This window comes from Blastococcus sp. HT6-4, assembly GCF_039679125.1.
GTDB classification, from domain to species: Bacteria; Actinomycetota; Actinomycetes; order Mycobacteriales; family Geodermatophilaceae; genus Blastococcus; species Blastococcus montanus.
Genome location: NZ_CP155551.1, coordinates 157881 through 177018, shown reverse-complemented (window position 1 = coordinate 177018; position 19138 = coordinate 157881). Strand labels below are relative to the sequence as shown.

Sequence of the window (19138 nt, the reverse complement as noted above, 5' to 3'; positions counted from 1 at the left end):
ACCACGGGCGATCCGGAAGGCGAGGAGCGGCTCCGCCGGATCCCTCCTAGGGTCGGCCGGGTGCCCACCGCGCTGCTCTGGTTCCGGCGGGACCTGCGGCTGCGCGACCACCCCGCCCTGCTCGCGGCCCGCGACGCGGCCGGCCCGGACGGCGACGTCCTGCCGGTCTTCGTGTTCGACGACCGGCTGTGGGGACCGTCCGGGAAGCCCCGGCGGCGCTTCCTGCTCGACTGCCTCACCGCGCTGGACCACGACCTGGACGGCGCGCTGGTGCTGCGCTCCGGCGACCCGGCCCGGGTGCTGCCGGCGCTGGTGCGCGAGGTCGGCGCGACGTCGGTGCACGTCAGCGCCGACGCCGGGCCGTACGGGCGGCGCCGGGACGAGGCCGTGGAGCGGGCGCTGGGCGACGTCCAGGTCGTGCGCACCGGCTCGCCGTACGCGGTGACGCCCGGCCGGGTCACCAAGTCCGACGGGACGCCGTTCCGCGTCTACTCTCCGTTCGCGCGGGCTTGGCGGGAGCACGGCTGGCGCGCCCCGGCGCCGTCCCCCTGGGGCGCGCGGTGGCGCACCGGCGTCCGCTCCGACGACCCACCGGAGGCGCCGGAGCTCGACGGCGTCGTGCTGCCCCCCGCGGGGGAGGCCGCCGCCCTGGCCGCCTGGGAACGCTTCCGCGACGAGCGGCTGCTCGGCTACGCGGACGGGCGCGACGTGCCCGGGGGCGGCGGGACGAGCCGGCTGTCGGCCTACCTCAAGTACGGCTGCATCCACCCCCGAACGCTGCTGGCCGACCTCGCCGCCGTCGAGCAGACCGAGTCGGTGCGCCGGTACACCGACGAGCTGGCCTGGCGGGAGTTCTACGCCGACGTCCTCTGGCACCGCCCCGGGTCGGCCGGCGAATACCTCCGGCCCGAGCTGCGGGCGATGGGCTACGACTCCGGGCCGGACGCCGAGGAGCTGGTGCGCGCCTGGGAGACCGGCCGCACCGGCTTCCCGATCGTGGACGCCGGCATGCGCCAGCTGCCCGGCGAGGCGTACGTGCACAACCGGGTGCGGATGATCGTCGCCTCGTTCCTGGTCAAGGACCTGCACGAGGAGTGGACGCTCGGCGCGCGGTGGTTCATGCGGCACCTGGTCGACGGCGACCTGGCCAGCAACAACCACGGCTGGCAGTGGGTCGCCGGCACCGGGACCGACGCCTCCCCCTACTACCGCGTCTTCAACCCGGTCACCCAGGGCAAGAAGTTCGACCCGGACGGCACGTACGTGAAGCGCTGGGTGCCGGAGCTGCGCGACCTCGACCCGCGGCACGTCCACGAGCCCTGGACGGCGCCCGGCGGCATCCCGGCCGGCTACCCGGAGCCGGTCGTCGACCACGCGCACGAGCGCCGGGTCGCGCTCGACCGCTACGCCCGCGTCCGCGGCCGCTGAGCTCTGCGCCGGCTCAGCCGACGAGCAGCGACACCGGGTCCCGCCGGACGACGGTGCGGACGACGAGCGCGACCGCCACCGCCGAAGCGGCGGCGAAGGCGGCGATCACCACCGGGGCCGGCGGGCCGGCGGCCGCGACGGCCACCAGACCCCAGACGACGGCGAGCGCGAACGGCCCGGCGGCGTCGTGCGCCGACAGCACCAGCGCCGACGCGATCGCGGCGACGACCGCCAGCACCACCACCGCCCAGATCTGCGCGGTGGTGCCGGAGGCCCGCGCGCCGAGGGCGACCCCGGCCTGGCCGGCGTTCACCGCCGCGGCGACGGTCACCCAGCCGAGCAGCAGCCCGGTGACGGCGGCCGGCAGCACCCGGCCCAGCCCTTCGACAGGGATGTCCTGCAACCGCGCCCAGGCGACCGCGGTGGCCGCCACGATGCAGAAGAGCAGCACCAGGGGGAGCAGCGGCAGGGAGACGCCCACCAACGGGAAGAGCACCTCCCACACCGCGTTCCCTGCGAACGCCGCGGCCAGCGGCCAGCCGGTGCGCCGGTGCAGCTCCCGGCCGCGCTGGGCCGGCAGCGCCTGGTACACCGCCCAGGACAGTGACCCGGCGAAGATGACGCCCCAGATGCTGAAGGCGTAGCCCGCCGGGGTGATCAGCGAGCCGGTCTCGTCGCTGACCGCGCCGACGCTGCGGCCGGCGATCGCGCTGCCCAGGGGGCTGCCGACCACCTGTGCGACGGCAGCGACGATGACCGCCGGGGCCCGGATCCCGTCGTGCCGGTCTGCCGTGCTGCTCATCCCCCGACCGTGCCCGGTACCGCCCGTACCCGAAACCTGGCCGGCCGGCCCGCCCTGTCCGCTCACCCGCGCAGCCGGGGAGCGCTGCGCACCGGGTCGCGGCCGGTGGCGGGGGCGGCGGCGAGCGTGTGCGCCCACCCGGCGAGCCCGGCCACGTCCACCCCGTGCGGACGGCGGTCGGCGTACGGGCCGATGGCCGACGCCCCGCGCTCGAGCAGCGTGGTCGCACCCCGGTCGTTGCCGCGGGCGGCGTGGGTCAGGCCGACGGCGAGCTGGGCCAGTCCCCGCCACAGCTCGCGCTCGTCCTCGGGCGCGGACTTCCAGGCGTCCTCCAGCACCTCGTGGGCGTGGAACGGGCGGCCGGCGTCCAGCAGCGCCTGCGCCTCCGCGAGCGCCACCTCCGGCGCCCGGACCACCCCCTCGGGGGCGCGGTCCTCACCGACGGCGCCGTGCGGCAGCGGCCGCCCGAGCGCGTCCCGCGGGCGTGCGTTGCGGGCCCGGCCCTGCTCGTCGCGGTCACGGTCGGGCACAGGGGCATCCTCCCCGCACCCCCGGCGGAGCGCCTCGCGGGGCGCGGGAGCCCGGTCCGGCGCGCTCGCCGAGGGCGGCCAGATCGGTCGTGGCCAAGATTCTGGGGGACGACCGCATCCAGTGGCCGGGGCGCCGCGGAAGACCAGGCAGCACGACCCCCTACGAGAGGAGCCACCCGTGAGCACCATCCGCACAGTCGGCCGTTCCGCCGGCGTCCTCGGTGCCGTCGGCGCCGTCGTCCTGGTCGCCACCCCGGCCACGGCCGACAACCACACCGCCACGGTCTCGGTCCTGCACGGCGTCCCCGGCACCCCGGTGGACGTGTACGCCAACGGTGAGCGACTGATCGACGACTTCCAGCCCGGCACCCTCACCGACCCGCTGGAGCTGCCCGGCGGCAGCTACGACCTCGCGCTCTACCCGGCCGACGCCGCCGACGACTCCGGGGATCCCCTGCTGTCGGCCGACGGCGTGGACGTCCCCGCCGGCGCCAACGCCACCGTGGTGGCCCACCTGACCGAGGGCGGCGAGCCCGCGCTCACCCCGTTCGTCAACGAGACCGGCTCGGTGCCCGCCGGCCAGGCGCGGGTCACCGTCCGGCACGTCGCCGCGGCGCCCGCCGTGGACGTCCGCGCCGGCGGGGAGCCCGTCATCCAGGGCCTGACCAACCCGAACGAGGAGACCCTCACCGTCCCGGCCGGCACCGTGAACGCCGACGTCGTGCTCGCGGGCACCGACACCGTCGCCATCGGCCCGGCGGACCTGAGCCTCACCGAGGGCAGCACGACCATCGTGTACGCCTGGGGCTCGGAGGACGCTGGCTTCGAGCTCGCCGTCCAGAGCATCTCCGGCCAGCAGTCGGCGCCCTCCGGCGTCCCGGGTGGCACCGCCGGCCTGGCCGACGAGTCGGGTCTGCCCCTGCCGGTCGGTGCCGCGGTCGTGGCCGGTCTCGCGCTGGCGGGTGCCGGCGCCGTCCGGATGGCCCGCGCCTCGCGCTGACCGCCGGTAGTCCGAGGAACTGACCGTGCGACCCGCCGCCGCCTCCGCCGTCCTGGGCCTCGCCCTGGCGGTCGGTGCGCCGATCGCCTGGGCCGTGACCCAGCCGGAGGCGACGGCGGGCGCACCGCTCGACCAGGTGCTGGAGCGCCCCGGCATCTCCGTCAAGGCGCCGCCCTCCACCGCCGGATCGCTGCCGCCGGTGACCGTCCGTGACGCGTCACCGGTGGCGGTGCCCGACGCCCCGCCCCCCGTCCGTCTCGACCTGCCCGCTCTCGGCGTCACCGCACCGATCGATCCGGTGGGCGTCGCCGAGGACGGCCAGATGGCCCTGCCCGAGGACGTCGCTCGCGTCGGCTGGTACCGCTTCGGTCCGGAGCCCGGGTCCGCCGGCAACGCCGTGCTGGCCGGGCACGTGGACGACCGCGAGCAGGGACGTGGCGTCCTCTTCCCGCTGCGGGACGCCGCTCCGGGCGACGAGTTCGTCGTCACCGACGCCGCCGGCGACGCCACCCGGTGGCAGGTGGTGTCCCGCGAGCTCGTGCACAAGCAGGTGCTCCCCCTCGACGAGATCTTCGCCCGGGAGGGGCCGGCCCGCCTGGTCGTCGTCACCTGCGGCGGCCCGTTCCTGCCGGAGTACCGGAGCTACCGCGACAACGTCGTGGTCGTCGCCGAGCCCCTGGTGGACGCCACGCCATGACCGAGGTGCTCGGCAGAGCCACCCACCTCGGTACCGTCCCGTCCGTGAACCCCGATCCGGCACCGGAGCCGTCCGGCTCCGCCGAGCCGGACGACGCGGAGGTGGGCCGTCGGTTCGCCGCCGGTGACGAGCAGGCGCTCGCCCTTGCCTACGAGCGCTGGGCGGGGCAGCTGCACGGCATGGCGGTGCGCGCCTTCGGGCCGGGGCCGGACGCCGAGGACGTGACCCAGCAGACCTTCATCGCCGCATGGACCGGTCGCGCCCGCTTCCGGCCGGACCAGGGCCCGCTGCCCGCCTGGCTGGTCGGCGTCTGCCGACACAAGATCGCCGACACCTGGGCGCGCCGCGACCGGATGCGCCGCGAAGCCGAGGCCGCGGTGTCGGAGGCGCAGGCCACACCCGCCCGGGGGACGACTCCTGCCGTCGACACCGTTGTAGCCAACAGGATGCTGGTGCTCGAGGAGCTGGATCGTCTGGGGCAACCGCAGCGCGGGATCATCGAGCTCGCCTTCTTCGCGGACCTCACCCACGCCCAGATCGCCGAGCGCACCGGAATCCCGCTCGGCACGGTCAAATCCCATATCCGCCGCACGCTCGAACGCCTGAGGAACCGATTGGAGGTGGACGGTGAAGCACTGCCCGCCTGAGCAGCTGGCCCTGGCCGCGCTGCGCGAGCCCCTGCCGGCCGGCGACGCCGCCCACCTGCGCTCCTGCGCCGACTGCCGGTCCGAGGTGGCGAGCCTGCAGCGTGCGGTCGACGCCGTCGCCATCCCCGAGTTCGGCGCGTCCGGCCCGGCCGTGGCTCCGCCGGCCTCGGTCTGGGCCGGCATCGCCGCGGCCACCGGTGTGACCACCGCTCCCCGCCCCGAGGTCGACGCGCCCTCCGCCGTGGCGCCGCTGTCCGCGCCACGGATGGAGAACTCTGCCGACGGCGCGCAGGTCATCCCGTTCCGTTCCCGGCGGTCCCGGACGCTCCTCGTGGCAGCGGCCGCCGTGGCCGGTGTCGCCGTGGGTGCCGGCGCCGTCGCGGCGCTGAACCGTGGTCCCGTCGCCGAACCGGTCACCGCGGTCGCCCTCGACCCGCTCGACGGCCGGCCGGCGTCCGGCCGCGCGGAGGTCGTCGTCCGCGACGACGGCTCACGCGCCCTGCAGGTCGACCTCGACGCCCCGGACCTGGACGGCGAGTACTACGAGATCTGGCTGATCGAGCCGAACGTCGTCGACATGGTGCCGCTGGGCGTCCTGCGACCGGGGGAGCAGACCTTCGAGCTGCCGGCGGGGCTGGATCTGGCCGCGTACCCGATCGTCGACGTCTCGGTGGAGCCGCTCGACGGCGACCCGACGCACTCGGGCGTCTCCGTGGCCCGGGGTCAGCTCGACGCCTGACCGGCGCCTAGCGTGCTCGTCGTGACCGTTCCGCACGACGACCGGCTGCCCTTCGAGGACCTCGGCGCGCAGTGGCGTGCGGTGCGCCCGCGCCCCGCGGGCCGGCACCTGGACAGCGCCGCCTCCAGCCGGCAGAGCCACCGGGCCCTCGAGGCGGCCGCGCACCACGCCCGGCACGAGGCGGAGCTCGGCGGCTACGTCGCGGAGGGCACCGCCGACGACCTCCTGCAGCAGGGCCGGTCGGTCCTCGGTGGGCTGGTCGGCATGGCGGCCGCCGACGTGGCGTTCGTGGAGTCCGCCCAGGCGGCCCTGGTGGCCCTGCTGAGCGGCTGGCGGCTGCCGGCGGGGGCACGGGTGGCCTGCCTGCCCGGCGAGTACGCCCCGAACGTCGCGCAGCTGCGCGCGGCGGGGCTGCGTCCGCAGCCGTTGCCCGTCGACGACCTGGGGCGGGCCGACCTCGAGGGCGTCGCCCGGTTGCTGGCGGGCGATCCCCCGCGCTTCGTGCACCTGACCCACATCGGGAGCCACCGCGGCCTGCTGCAACCGGCCGCCCAGATCGCGGCGCTGTGCCGCGACGCGGGCGTGCCGCTGGTGATCGACGCCGCGCAGTCGCTCGGGCACGTCGACGTCGACCTCGGCGCCGACGTCGTCTACGGCACGTCGCGCAAGTGGCTGGCCGGGCCCCGGGGCGTGGGGATGCTGTTCGCCCGGCCGGCGATCGCGGCCCAGCTGTTGCCGGTGCTGCCCGAGCCGGAGGGCGTCCCGCCGATGCGGGCGTTCGAGTCCGGCGAGGCCCACGTGGCCGGCCGGATCGGCCTCGTCGTCGCCGTGGGCGAGCACCTGGCCGCCGGACCCGACCGCGTGCGCGCGCGGCTGGCGGCACTGGGGCGCACCACGCGGGAGCTGCTCGACGGCGTCCGCGGGTGGCGGGTGGTGGAGCCGGTCGACGAGCCGACGGCCACCACCACGCTGCGGCCACCGGAGGGCGTCGACGTCGTCGAGACGCGCAGCCGGCTCCTGACCGAGCACGGGATCGTGCTGACCGCGATCGGGCCGGAGCGGGCGCCCGGGGAGATGACCGGACCGGTGCTGCGGGTGTCACCGCACCTGGACACGGCGATGGAGGATCTGGAAGCGCTCGCCGCAGCGCTCTGAGGGCACCGCCGCCGGACCTCGGGTCGGCCGCTGCTCCCTCCTCCCCGAGGTCGGCCGCCGGTCCGGGCATTCCCGCGCAACGACCTCGCGCCCCGACCACGGTGGACGCTGCCGTGCCCACACTCGGCCGCGCACTCCTCGCGCGCGGGAGGAACACACCCCTACGGCTCATTACATGAGTAATGGACCCAGGGAGCAGCACGTCCCTGGAGACACGAGGACCGGCCCGTGAACGAGACCGGCGGACCGATCTTCCGGCAGATCGCCGACCTGATCGAGAACGCGATCGTCGACGGCTCCCTCGCCGAGGAGAGTCAGGCGCCCTCGTCCAACGAGCTGGCCGCCTTCCACCGCATCAACCCCGCGACGGCCGCGAAGGGCCTGAACCAGCTGGTCAGCGACGGGGTCCTCTACAAGAGACGAGGAGTGGGCATGTTCGTCGCCCCCGGTGCTCGCGAGCAGCTGCTCAAGCGGCGGCGCAGCGAGTTCGCCGACCAGTACGTCCGTCCGCTGATGACCGAGGCCGCCAAGCTGGGCATCTCCGGCCGCGAGCTCACCGCGATGATCTCCCGCTGGGGGGAGACCCGATGACCGCGGCCGCGGCCCTGTCCGGCGTCACCATGCGGTTTCCCGGGCACACCGCGCTCGACGACGTGAGCGTGGCGATCGAGGAGCACTCGATCACCGGTCTCCTCGGCCGCAACGGAGCCGGCAAGACCACCCTCATGCAGCTGCTCACCGGCCACCGGGTGCCCACCCGCGGCTCGGTGCAGGTGCTGGCTGGGCGCCCCTACGAGAACGACGCCGTGCTCCGGCGGATCTGCTTCATCAAGGAGGGCCAGCGCTGCCCCGACCACTTCCGGGTCGAGGACGCGGTCTCCGCCGCGGCGATGGTCTTCCCCGACTGGGACGCCGCACTGGCGCAGTCGCTCCTCGCCGAGTTCGACCTGCCGGCGAAGCGGCCGATCAAAAAGCTGTCACGGGGGATGAACTCGGCCGTCGGCGTCGTCATCGGACTGGCCTCCCGGGCACCGCTGACGCTCTTCGACGAGCCGTACCTGGGGCTCGACGCCGTGGCGCGTCAGCTTTTCTACGACCGCCTGCTGGCCGACTACGCGGACCATCCGCGCACGGTCGTCCTCTCCACCCACCTCATCGAGGAGATCGCCGACCTGCTGGAACGCGTGCTGCTGATCGACCGGGGGCGGGTGCTGCTGGACGCCGACGCGGAGTCGGTGCGGGGCAGCGCCGTCACCGTCGCCGGGTCCCGGACGAGCGTCGAGGGGTTCGCCCGGGACCACGACCTGCTGCACCTCGAGTCGCTGGCCGGCCAGGCGAGGGCCGTCGTGCGGCTCCGCCACGGTACCGACGAGGACGACGCCCGCACCGCCGGCCTGGCCGTCGAGAGCACCCCGCTGCAGCAGCTGGTCGTCGCCCTGAGCCTCGCCGGCGGGCGCGAGGCCCCGGCACCGACGCCGCAGCCCCTCGAGGAGGTCTCCTGATGAACCGCGTGCTGGCCGCGGCGCGGCTGAACCTGATCCACCCACTGGTCGCCCTCGGGGTCCCGTGGATGGTGGTAGGCCTCAGCTTCGCGATCAACCTGGCCCTCTGGGGCAGCGTGGGCATCGGGGAGGACGATCCCGACGCCGTCACCGGTGGCGTGGCCGCCCTCTACATCACCGTCATGATCGTCTACATCCAGGCGTTCACCCAGCTCCTGCCCTTCGCCATGGGCATCAGCCTCAGCCGACGGACCTTCTACCTCGGGACGGCGCTCGTGGCCGTCACGCAGGCGGTGGTCTACGGGATCGTGCTGTCGGCACTGACGGCGATCGAGGAGGCGACCGGCGGATGGGGCGTGGGCCTCGGCTACTGGGCCGCCGGGCCGATGGACGTCGACAACCCGGCGCTCCAGGTGCTCGTCTCGGGCGCACCGATGCTGGCGTTCATCGCCGCCGGCATCGGGCTGGGCATCGCCGACAAGCGCAGGGGGCCCAACGGGATCTGGGGCCTGACCATCGCCTCGATCGTGGTCTTCGGCGGCCTGGCCCTCCTGGCCACGTGGATGGAGGCCTGGACGACCATCGGCTCGTGGCTCGGCGACCGGTCGATCACCACCCTGGCCGTCGGTCTCCCCCTCGTTCTCGCCGTCGTCCTCGCCGGCCTGTCGTGGACGGGCCTCCGACGGGTCGTCCCCTGAGCGAGGCTCCACCCGACCGCTGGGCCCTCGTTCCACCACGTGACGGAACGGCGGCCCAGCTCCGTGTGCGGCGCACCCCCTCGACCACCGACGGCCGACCTGGGACAGCCTGCCGGGGTCTATGCGGGTGCGGGCACGCAGGAGGACCGCCGGCCCGCATCGAGTCAGACAACGGCGAATGCGGCGCTCCGTGGATGCTCCGCCACTGCGTGCGCGGTCCGCGGGTGTGGCGCTGGTGCGACCGGGTCCGGGCATGCCGAAAGGGGCCCCAGCACGGATGCTGGGGCCCCTTCGGGAATGGTTGTCCGGCGGCGTCCTACTCTCCCACCCCGTCTCCAGGGCAGTACCATCGGCGCTGAAAGGCTTAGCTTCCGGGTTCGGAATGTGACCGGGCGTTTCCCTCTCGCCATGGCCGCCGTAACTCTGTGAACATGTACGAACCGGCTGGTTCGTGCGTTCAGAACCGCACAGTGGACGCGTGACATCTTGTTATCCGAGCTCGTTCACAGCACCAGAAGGTAGGTGTGTGTGGTCAAGCCCTCGGCCTATTAGTACCGGTCAGCTCCACACCTTGCGGTGCTTCCACTTCCGGCCTATCAACCCGCTGGTCTGGGCGGGGGCCTTACCCGGTTGACCCGGTGAGAGACCTCATCTTGAAGCGAGCTTCCCGCTTAGATGCTTTCAGCGGTTATCCCTGCCGAACGTAGCTAACCAGCAGTGCACCTGGCGGTACAACTGGCACACCAGAGGTTCGTCCGTCCCGGTCCTCTCGTACTAGGGACAGCTCTTCTCAAGTCTCTTACGCGCACGGCGGATAGGGACCGAACTGTCTCACGACGTTCTAAACCCAGCTCGCGTACCGCTTTAATGGGCGAACAGCCCAACCCTTGGGACCTACTCCAGCCCCAGGATGCGACGAGCCGACATCGAGGTGCCAAACCATCCCGTCGATATGGACTCTTGGGGAAGATCAGCCTGTTATCCCCGGGGTACCTTTTATCCGTTGAGCGACACCGCTTCCACATGCCGGTGCCGGGTCACTAGTCCCAGCTTTCGCTCCTGCTCGACCCGTCGGTCTCGCAGTCAAGCTCCCTTGTGCACTTGCACTCGACACCTGATTGCCAACCAGGCTGAGGGAACCTTTGGGCGCCTCCGTTACATTTTGGGAGGCAACCGCCCCAGTTAAACTACCCACCTGACACTGTCCCTGATCCGGATCACGGACCGAGGTTAGACATCCAATTCGACCAGAGTGGTATTTCAACGGCGACTCCACGAACACTGGCGTGCCCGCTTCGCAGTCTCCCACCTATCCTACACAAGCCGAACCGAACACCAATATCAAGCTATAGTAAAGGTCCCGGGGTCTTTCCGTCCTGCCGCGCGTAACGAGCATCTTTACTCGTAGTGCAATTTCGCCGAGCCTGTGGTTGAGACAGCTGAGAAGTCGTTACGCCATTCGTGCAGGTCGGAACTTACCCGACAAGGAATTTCGCTACCTTAGGATGGTTATAGTTACCACCGCCGTTTACTGGCGCTTGAGTTCTGAGCTTCGCGCCCGAAGGCACTAACCCGTCCCCTTAACGTTCCAGCACCGGGCAGGCGTCAGTCCGTATACATCGTCTTACGACTTCGCACGGACCTGTGTTTTTAGTAAACAGTCGCTTCTCACTGGTCTCTGCGGCCACCCACCGCTGCCCACCGCAAGGGTGTTGACAGTAGATGGCCCCCCTTCTCCCGAAGTTACGGGGGCATTTTGCCGAGTTCCTTAACCACAGTTCGCTCGATCGCCTCGGTATTCTCTACCTGACCACCTGAGTTGGTTTGGGGTACGGGCCGCTCGGAACTCGCTAGAGGCTTTTCTCGGCAGCATAGGATCATCCAATTCGCCTCATTCGGCTATGCGTCGGGCCTCACCCTGTATGTCCGACGGATTTACCTATCGGACGGGCCACACCCTTGCCCCGGTACTACCACTCACCGGTAGGACTACCTTCCTGCGTCACCCCATCGCTTGCCTACTACCAGTCCGGGTCCCCAGCTAGTCCGGATTGCCCACAAGTGGGCGCACCGGCGTCGGTGGGTTAGCATCGCTGGGTTCAGCATGGGCGTTCCTTCGCGGGTACGGGAATATCAACCCGTTGTCCATCGACTACGCCTGTCGGCCTCGCCTTAGGTCCCGACTCACCCTGGGCGGATTAGCCTGGCCCAGGAACCCTTGGTCTTCCGGCGGGGGAGGTTCTCACTCCCCTCTCGCTACTCATGCCTGCATTCTCACTCGTGTGGCGTCCACGGCTGGATCACTCCGCCGCTTCCACCGCCACACGACGCTCCCCTACCCATCCACACACCTGGCCGGCACCCCAAAAGGTGTCGGCGGGCTAACGTGTGAATGCCACGGCTTCGGCGGTGTGCTTGAGCCCCGCTACATTGTCGGCGCGGAACCACTTGACCAGTGAGCTATTACGCACTCTTTCAAGGGTGGCTGCTTCTAAGCCAACCTCCTGGTTGTCTCTGCGATCCCACATCCTTTTCCACTTAGCACACGCTTAGGGGCCTTAGCCGATGATCTGGGCTGTTTCCCTCTCGACTACGAACCTTATCGCCCGCAGTCTCACTGCCACGCTCTCACTTACCGGCATTCGGAGTTTGGTTGACGTCAGTAACCTTGTGGGGCCCATCGGCCATCCAGTGCTCTACCTCCGGCAAGAAACACGTGACGCTGCACCTAAATGCATTTCGGGGAGAACCAGCTATCACCGAGTTTGATTGGCCTTTCACCCCTACCCACAGCTCATCCCCCAGGTTTTCAACCCTGGTGGGTTCGGTCCTCCACGCGGTCTTACCCGCGCTTCAACCTGGCCATGGGTAGATCACTCGGCTTCGGGTCTAGGGCACGCGACTCAATCGCCCTGTTCGGACTCGCTTTCGCTACGGCTACCCCACACGGGTTAACCTCGCCACGTACCGCTAACTCGCAGGCTCATTCTTCAAAAGGCACGCAATCACCCCTCCACCGAAGTGGATAAGGCTCTCACGGCTTGTAGGCACACGGTTTCAGGTACTATTTCACTCCCCTCCCGGGGTACTTTTCACCTTTCCCTCACGGTACTAGTCCGCTATCGGTCACCAGGGAGTATTCAGGCTTAGCGGGTGGTCCCGCCAGATTCACACCGAATTTCACGGGCTCGGTGCTACTTGGGAGCAAGCTCGGGAGAGACTGAGTTTTCGTGTACGGGGCTCTCACCCTCTACGGCGACCCCTTCCAGAGGCCTTCCACTAACACAAGTCTTTTATGACTCCCTGCACCCCCGGCAGGAGGTGCTGAACTGTCCCACGACCCCGACCACACAACGCCTGCCGGCTATCACATGCGATCGGTTTAGCCTCATCCGCTTTCGCTCGCCACTACTCACGGAATCACTGTTGTTTTCTCTTCCTGTGGGTACTGAGATGTTTCACTTCCCCACGTTCCCTCCACACGCCCTATGTGTTCAGGCGCGGGTCACACCACATGACTGGTGCGGGGTTCCCCCATTCGGAAATCCTCGGATCAACGCTCGGTTGACAGCTCCCCGAGGCTTATCGCAGCCTCCTACGTCCTTCATCGGCTCCTGGTGCCCAGGCATCCACCGTGTGCCCTTAACAACTTGGCCACACAAAAATCCCGCTCCTCGCCCCCGGAAGGAAACAAGAAACGGGCCTACAAACTGAAACTCTGCTTCAGAGTCAGAAGATGCTCGCGTCCACTGTGCAGTTCTCAACGTACGACCAGCCACCCCCCACACCGTCCCGCCAGACCCGCCACCCCCACAGGGGCGACGACGGTACGAGAACCAGGAGGCCCTGACACAAGAGACCGGTTCCCCGCTCCCTCAGGACCCAACAGCGTGCCTACGAACCGACCAACCCCCACCACCCCGTTCCCCACCACACACCCCCCAAGAGGAGCGCGCGGCCGTACTAGGAGCAGCACCAGGCTGCCGGCCGAACTGGTCAGCGTTCCACCCTCGAGCACCACCCCGAACACCCGTGACCCACCAGGACTGGTGAACCATCACGGTCCGAGCGCGGCTCTGGACCACACCCACGAGGGGCGCGGCCAGTGCTCCTTAGAAAGGAGGTGATCCAGCCGCACCTTCCGGTACGGCTACCTTGTTACGACTTCGTCCCAATCGCCGATCCCGCCTTCGACGGCTCCCTCCCACAAGGGGTTGGGCCACCGGCTTCGGGCGTTACCGACTTTCGTGACGTGACGGGCGGTGTGTACAAGGCCCGGGAACGTATTCACCGCAGCGTTGCTGATCTGCGATTACTAGCGACTCCAACTTCATGGGGTCGAGTTGCAGACCCCAATCCGAACTGAGACCGGCTTTTTGGGATTCGCTCCACCTCGCGGTATCGCAGCCCTTTGTACCGGCCATTGTAGCATGTTTGCAGCCCTAGACATAAGGGGCATGATGATTTGACGTCATCCCCACCTTCCTCCGAGTTGACCCCGGCAGTCTCCTATGAGTCCCCGACATTACTCGCTGGCAACATAGGACGAGGGTTGCGCTCGTTGCGGGACTTAACCCAACATCTCACGACACGAGCTGACGACAACCATGCACCACCTGTGCACGGCCCTTACGGACCCCCCATCTCTGGAGGATTTCCGTGCATGTCAAGCCTAGGTAAGGTTCTTCGCGTTGCATCGAATTAAGCAACATGCTCCGCCGCTTGTGCGGGCCCCCGTCAATTCCTTTGAGTTTTAGCCTTGCGGCCGTACTCCCCAGGCGGGGCGCTTAATGCGTTAGCTGCGGCACGGAGACCGTGGAATGGCCCCCACACCTAGCGCCCAACGTTTACGGCGTGGACTACCAGGGTATCTAATCCTGTTCGCTCCCCACGCTTTCGCTCCTCAGCGTCAGTAGTTGCCCAGAGACCCGCCTTCGCCACCGGTGTTCCTCCTGATATCTGCGCATTTCACCGCTACACCAGGAATTCCAGTCTCCCCTGCAACACTCAAGTCCGCCCGTATCGACTGCAGGCCCGAGGTTGAGCCTCGGGATTTCACAGCCGACGCGACGAACCGCCTACGAGCTCTTTACGCCCAATAATTCCGGACAACGCTTGCACCCTACGTATTACCGCGGCTGCTGGCACGTAGTTGGCCGGTGCTTCTTCTGCAGGTACCGTCACTCTCGCTTCGTCCCTGCTGAAAGAGGTTTACAACCCGAAGGCCGTCATCCCCCACGCGGCGTCGCTGCGTCAGGCTTTCGCCCATTGCGCAATATTCCCCACTGCTGCCTCCCGTAGGAGTCTGGGCCGTGTCTCAGTCCCAGTGTGGCCGGTCACCCTCTCAGGCCGGCTACCCGTCGTCGCCTTGGTAGGCCACTACCCCACCAACAAGCTGATAGGCCGCGGGCCCATCCCTGGCCGATAAATCTTTCCACCACCAGACCATGCGGTCAGCGGTCACATCCGGTATTAGCCCCAATTTCTTGGAGTTATCCCAGAGCCAGGGGCAGGTTGCCCACGTGTTACTCACCCGTTCGCCACTGATCCCCCCGCAAGCGAGGTTCACCGTTCGACTTGCATGTGTTAAGCACGCCGCCAGCGTTCGTCCTGAGCCAGGATCAAACTCTCCGTAGATGATTTGATCACAGCTGAGAACCGCGAGCTGACACTCGCGATATCAATCAACCAAAGGAATCCCTGCCACAACCACAAGAGCCATGGCACGGGGTATTACTTGGCACTGACTTTCGGCACGCTGTTGAGTTCTCAAGGAGCGGACGCGCAGGAAACCCAGCCAATTCCTTGGCCTTCGTTCGAGGCGGTTTCTCCAATGTACACCGAGCTCCGCAGCGGCTGAACCTCGGGGGTTCCTCCGGCGGTTTCCCGGGCCTCGCGGCCCGGTCCGTTCTCGCTCGGTGCAGGAGGAACCATACACGTCCTCCAGGGGGTCGTGCAGGGGGGGCCGGGCGCCCCTCCGCCCCGCCGGCGCACGCCGGTGACGTGGCGGCGTCCCCCGGTCGGACCGGGGTTCAGGCCACTCCCCGTGGCCGGAACTGGACGCTCACCCGTGGCCCGACCGGCTTCGTCGTCTTCGGGATGCAGTGCTCCCACGTGCGCTGGCAGGAACCGCCCATCACCACCAGGTCCCCGTGGCCCAGGGGGAAGCGCAGGGACTCGCCCCCGCCCACGGGGCGGAGCAGCAGTGGGCGCGGCGAGCCGAACGACACGATGGCGACCATCGTGTCGGCGGAGCGCCCGCGGCCGATCCGGTCCCCGTGCCAGGCGACGCTGTCCCGGCCGTCGCGGTACAGGCACATGCCGGCGGAGACGAACGGCTCGCCCAGTTCCGGCCCGTAGTGGCGGTTCAGCTGCGCCCGCGCGTCCGTCAGCAGCGGATGGGGCAGCTCCTCGCGGGCCGAGTACCAGCGCAGCAACCGCGGGACGGCGACCTCGCGCTCGTACATCTGCCGGCGGTCCTCCCGCCAGCCGATGTCGCCGAGCAGGACCTCGAGCACCTCGTCGGAGCCGGAGACCCAGCCCGGCAGGTGGTCGACCCACGCGCCGGCGCCCAGGACATGGCGGGTCAGGCCGTCCAGAGGCTCCAGCGTCGCCTCGTCGGCGAGGTCCCACATCGAGGGCTGGTGCGCCAGCGTCATGCCGGCACGCTACCCCGTGGTTTCGCACATGTGTGCGAAAAGCTGTGGACAGCCCCCGGGCGGAGGGAGCGGTGCCGCCCCGCCGCACACCGCGCGCGGGCGAGGGTCGGGAGGACTGAGCTGCCCGTCAGGCGCTGAGGGCCAGGGCGAAGGGGAGCACGGCGGATGCGCCGGCCCGGCGCAGCTCCCGTCCGGCCACGGTCATGGTCCAGCGGGAGTCGGCCAGGTCGTCGACCAGCAGCACCGGTCCCGACACCGAGGCCAGCCGCTCGCGGAGCTCCGGACCCACGACGACCCGGTCCCACACGGCGGCGAGCCGGAAGGCGCTGTTGCCGCCGGGCTGGCCGGTCGGCCCGCCGTGGGCGAGCGAGAGCTCCCCCAGGTAGGGCAACCGGCCCATGCGGGCCAGCCCCTGCGCCACCCCGGCCACGAGCTGGGGGCGTCGACGCGACGGCACCGCCACCACGGCGGCCGGCCGCTCCTTCCAGTCCCAGGCGGCCAGGACCCGGCCGCACGCGCGGAGCAGCTCGTCGTCCGGCGGGACGTCGGAGACCGAGCGGCGCACCGGGACGTCGAACGCCGCGTCCGGGTCCTCCTCCAGGCTCGGCGCCTCCAGGTCGAGCTGCACCACGCCGCCGACGCCGTCGTCACCGAGCAGGGCCCGGAGCCGCTGGCCCCACCCGAGGTCGGTGAGCCGGGCGACGGCGCGGCCGGTCTCCAGCTGCTCCGACGACGGGATCTTGCCCTTGACGTCGACGCCGAGGCGGTCGGCGCCGGTGGGCCACATGGCACGCGGCGCCAGCTCCACGCCGGGCCGGTCGAGAGCCGCCGAGGCCGCCTCCGCCGCGGCCTCCGGGACGTCGGTGGCGTACCAGGGACCGGTGCAGACGTCGCAGCGGCCGCACGGGGCGGCGGTGGGGTCGTCGAGGGCCGACTGGAGGAACGCCATGCGGCACTCGGCCTCGTCCACCGGCTTGGCGTAGGAGAGCATCGACCGCTGCTCGGCCTCCCGGGTGCGGGCGACGCGGGCGTAGCGGTCGGCGTCGTAGACCCAGGGCCGGCCGGTCGAGCGCCAGCCGCCCTGCACCCGCTCCACCGCGCCGTCGACGGCGAGGACCTTGAGCAGGAGCTCGAGCCGGGACCGCCGCACGTCGGCCACGGTCTCCAGCCGGGCCACCGACCAGGCCTTGCCGTCGGCCATCGCCGTCAGCACCGCGGCGGCGTGGTCCTCCCGCGGCATGGACGACGTGGCGAACCACTGCCAGATCGCGATGTCCTCGGGCCCGGGCAGGAGGAGGACGTCGGCGTGCTCGACGGCACGCCCCGCACGGCCCACCTGCTGGTAGTAGCTGACCGGCGAGGAGGGCGCCCCGAGGTGGACGACGAAGCCCAGGTCCGGCTTGTCGAAGCCCATGCCCAGCGCCGAGGTGGCGACCAGGGCCTTCACCCGGTTCTGCCGGAGCGCCTCCTCGGCGTCCTTGCGGTCGTCGTCGTCGAGCCGGCCGGTGTAGGCCCGAACCTCGTGGCCCGCGTCGCGGAGCAGGTTGGCCGTCTCCTCGGCCGCGGCCACGGTCAGGGTGTAGACGATGCCGCTGCCCGGGAGGTCGGTCAGGTGCGAGGCCAGCCAGGCCAGCCGCGCGCGGTCGGTGGGCAGCCGCAGCACCCCGAGCCGCAGCGAGTCGCGGGACAGCGGCCCCCGCACCGTGGTGACCTCCACGCCGCCGGCGCCCAGCTGCTCGGCGACGTCGGCCACCACCCGCTCGTTCGCCGTCGCCGTCGTCGCCAGCACCGGGGTGCCGGCCGGCAGCGTGCCCAGCAGGTCGCGGATGCGGCGGTAGTCGGGCCGGAAGTCGTGGCCCCAGTCGGAGACGCAGTGCGCCTCGTCGACGACGACCAGCCCGCAGCGGGCGACGAGGCCGGGCAGCTGCTCCTCGCGGAACCGCGGGTTGGTGAGCCGCTCCGGGGAGACGAGGAGGACGTCGACGTCGTCGGCGGCCAGGCGGGCGGCGATGTCGTCCCACTCGGTCATGTTGGCGCTGGAGATCTCCACCGCCCGGATGCCGGCGCGGGCGGCGGCGGCGACCTGGTCGCGCATCAGGGCCAGCAGCGGGCTCACCAGCAGCGTGGGGCCGGCGCCCCGGCGGCGGAGCAGCGCAGTGGAGACGAAGTAGACGGCCGACTTGCCCCACCCGGTGCGCTGGACGACCAGCGCGCGCTGGGAACGCTCGACCAGCGCGGCGACGGCGGCGTCCTGACCTTCGCGGAAGACCGCGTCGGGCCGGCCGGTGAGCTCCCGCAGGATCTCCAGGGCCTCGTCGGCGATCGAGGACGGCGGTGCGGCGGTGCTCATGACGACGACAGTAGGCATGCAGAGGGACGGAACGGGTGCCCGCGCGGGACCTGGGGACGACGGTGGAGAATCCACAGGCGATGGCACACCAGGGGCAGCGACCGCCGGACAACCACGTGCACACGCACTGGTCGTGGGACACCCCCGACTCCTCGACCATGCGGCGGGCCTGCGAGCGGGCGATCGCCCAGGGCCTGCCCGCGATCGCGTTCACCGAGCACCTCGACTTCACGGTCTGGCATGCCGAGGACCGCGCGACCGCGGACGGACTGCTCGACCGGCACCCCGCGCACCAGCTGCCCATCGACGTCGAGGGCTACTTCGCCGAGCTCGAGGAGGTGCGCGGCCGGTTCCCCGAGCTGCGCATCTGGTCCGGCATCGAGACCGGCGAGCCACACCTGTTCGCCGCGAGCATCGCCCGCCACCTGGAGAGCTCCCCGGTCGACCGCATCCTCGGCTCACTGCACTCGCTCAGCGACGCCGGCCGGCTGGTCGGCGTCGGCCGGCTGCTGCACGTCGACGCCGACGCGACCATGCGGCGCTACCTCGGCGAGATGGTCGGGATGATCGAGAGCAGCGACGTCTTCCAGGTGCTCGCCCACGTGGACTTCCCCCGCCGGTACTGGCCCGGCGGGCCGGACCGGTACGTGGAGAAGGACTACGAGGAGGAGTACCGGGCGGTGTTCCGCGCGCTGGCGGGCAGCGGCCGGGCACTGGAGATCAACACGAGCAGCCCGCTGGCCTCGGCCGACCAGGTGCGCTGGTTCCACGAGGAGGGCGGTGAGGCCGTGAGCTTCGGCAGCGACGCGCACGCCCCGACCGCGGTGGGGCAGAAGTTCGACCTCGCGGTCGCCGTCGCCGAGGCGGCGGGGTTCCGGCCCGGGCGCGACCGCTTCGACTTCTGGCGCCGCTGACGGTCCGTCACGTCGCA

General features: G+C 70.5%; 14 protein-coding genes and 3 rRNA genes. 10 read left to right on the top strand and 7 right to left on the bottom strand.

Going from position 1 to position 19138, the window contains the following annotated elements:
• Positions 1-60: 60 nt before the first annotated feature.
• A complete protein-coding gene (locus ABDB74_RS00840) occupies positions 61-1428 on the top strand; it encodes a deoxyribodipyrimidine photo-lyase (protein ID WP_346621047.1) in 1368 nt (455 codons plus the stop codon).
• A gap of 13 nt (positions 1429-1441) precedes the next feature.
• Here the strand turns inward: ABDB74_RS00840 and ABDB74_RS00835 are convergent, their stop codons facing one another.
• Together ABDB74_RS00835 and ABDB74_RS00830 are read right to left on the bottom strand one after the other, a co-directional pair.
• Positions 1442-2230, bottom strand: coding sequence for a hypothetical protein (locus ABDB74_RS00835; protein ID WP_346621045.1), 789 nt, complete (start codon positions 2228-2230; stop codon positions 1442-1444).
• Between the two features lie 62 nt (positions 2231-2292).
• Positions 2293-2760, bottom strand: a complete 468-nt coding sequence (locus tag ABDB74_RS00830) for a DUF309 domain-containing protein (RefSeq protein ID WP_346621044.1) — start codon at positions 2758-2760, stop codon at positions 2293-2295.
• 178 nt (positions 2761-2938) lie between these two features.
• On the opposite strand from ABDB74_RS00830, the gene ABDB74_RS00825 reads away from it, so the two are divergent.
• From ABDB74_RS00825 to ABDB74_RS00790, 8 genes are all read left to right on the top strand, one after another.
• Positions 2939-3760, top strand: coding sequence for a DUF4397 domain-containing protein (locus ABDB74_RS00825; RefSeq protein WP_346621042.1), 822 nt, complete (start codon positions 2939-2941; stop codon positions 3758-3760).
• Between the two features lie 25 nt (positions 3761-3785).
• Positions 3786-4457: a class F sortase gene (locus ABDB74_RS00820; protein ID WP_346621041.1), complete on the top strand. Its 672-nt coding sequence runs from the start codon at positions 3786-3788 to the stop codon at positions 4455-4457.
• Positions 4454-5104, top strand: coding sequence for a sigma-70 family RNA polymerase sigma factor (locus ABDB74_RS00815; RefSeq protein ID WP_346621039.1), 651 nt, complete (start codon positions 4454-4456; stop codon positions 5102-5104). Before ABDB74_RS00820 ends, ABDB74_RS00815 begins: the two co-directional genes overlap by 4 nt.
• Positions 5085-5843, top strand: coding sequence for an anti-sigma factor (locus tag ABDB74_RS00810; protein WP_346621037.1), 759 nt, complete (start codon positions 5085-5087; stop codon positions 5841-5843). Before ABDB74_RS00815 ends, ABDB74_RS00810 begins: the two co-directional genes overlap by 20 nt.
• Positions 5844-5864: 21 nt before the next feature.
• The gene (gene egtE / locus ABDB74_RS00805; protein WP_346621035.1) at positions 5865-6998 is read left to right on the top strand and encodes an ergothioneine biosynthesis PLP-dependent enzyme EgtE; all 1134 of its coding nucleotides are present in this window, start codon (positions 5865-5867) and stop codon (positions 6996-6998) included.
• 228 nt (positions 6999-7226) lie between these two features.
• The gene (locus tag ABDB74_RS00800) at positions 7227-7589 is read left to right on the top strand and encodes a GntR family transcriptional regulator (RefSeq protein WP_346621034.1); all 363 of its coding nucleotides are present in this window, start codon (positions 7227-7229) and stop codon (positions 7587-7589) included.
• Positions 7586-8500 (top strand): ABC transporter ATP-binding protein, encoded by a 915-nt coding sequence (locus ABDB74_RS00795; protein ID WP_346621032.1) that lies wholly within the window; start codon positions 7586-7588, stop codon positions 8498-8500. The genes ABDB74_RS00800 and ABDB74_RS00795 overlap by 4 nt, the downstream gene beginning before the upstream one ends.
• Positions 8500-9198: a hypothetical protein gene (locus ABDB74_RS00790; RefSeq protein WP_346621030.1), complete on the top strand. Its 699-nt coding sequence runs from the start codon at positions 8500-8502 to the stop codon at positions 9196-9198. The genes ABDB74_RS00795 and ABDB74_RS00790 overlap by 1 nt, the downstream gene beginning before the upstream one ends.
• A 303-nt stretch (positions 9199-9501) precedes the next feature.
• Here ABDB74_RS00790 and rrf read toward each other — a convergent pair.
• The 5 genes from rrf to ABDB74_RS00765 form a co-directional block, all read right to left on the bottom strand.
• A 5S ribosomal RNA gene (gene rrf, locus ABDB74_RS00785) occupies positions 9502-9618 on the bottom strand.
• A gap of 108 nt (positions 9619-9726) precedes the next feature.
• Positions 9727-12854 (bottom strand): 23S ribosomal RNA (locus ABDB74_RS00780).
• Between the two features lie 460 nt (positions 12855-13314).
• Positions 13315-14835: ribosomal RNA gene (locus ABDB74_RS00775) — 16S ribosomal RNA — on the bottom strand.
• Together the 16S, 23S and 5S rRNA genes form the textbook arrangement of a ribosomal RNA operon.
• Before the next feature lie 395 nt (positions 14836-15230).
• Positions 15231-15857 carry an alpha-ketoglutarate-dependent dioxygenase AlkB gene (locus tag ABDB74_RS00770; RefSeq protein ID WP_346621029.1) on the bottom strand — a complete coding sequence of 209 codons (627 nt, stop codon included), beginning with the start codon at positions 15855-15857 and terminating at the stop codon, positions 15231-15233.
• A gap of 127 nt (positions 15858-15984) precedes the next feature.
• A complete protein-coding gene (locus ABDB74_RS00765) occupies positions 15985-18207 on the bottom strand; it encodes a DEAD/DEAH box helicase (protein WP_346621028.1) in 2223 nt (740 codons plus the stop codon).
• Between the two features lie 62 nt (positions 18208-18269).
• Here ABDB74_RS00765 and ABDB74_RS00760 point away from each other — a divergent pair, with 62 nt between their 5' ends.
• Positions 18270-19121 carry a PHP domain-containing protein gene (locus tag ABDB74_RS00760; protein ID WP_346621026.1) on the top strand — a complete coding sequence of 284 codons (852 nt, stop codon included), beginning with the start codon at positions 18270-18272 and terminating at the stop codon, positions 19119-19121.
• The last annotated feature ends 17 nt before the right edge of the window (positions 19122-19138 follow it).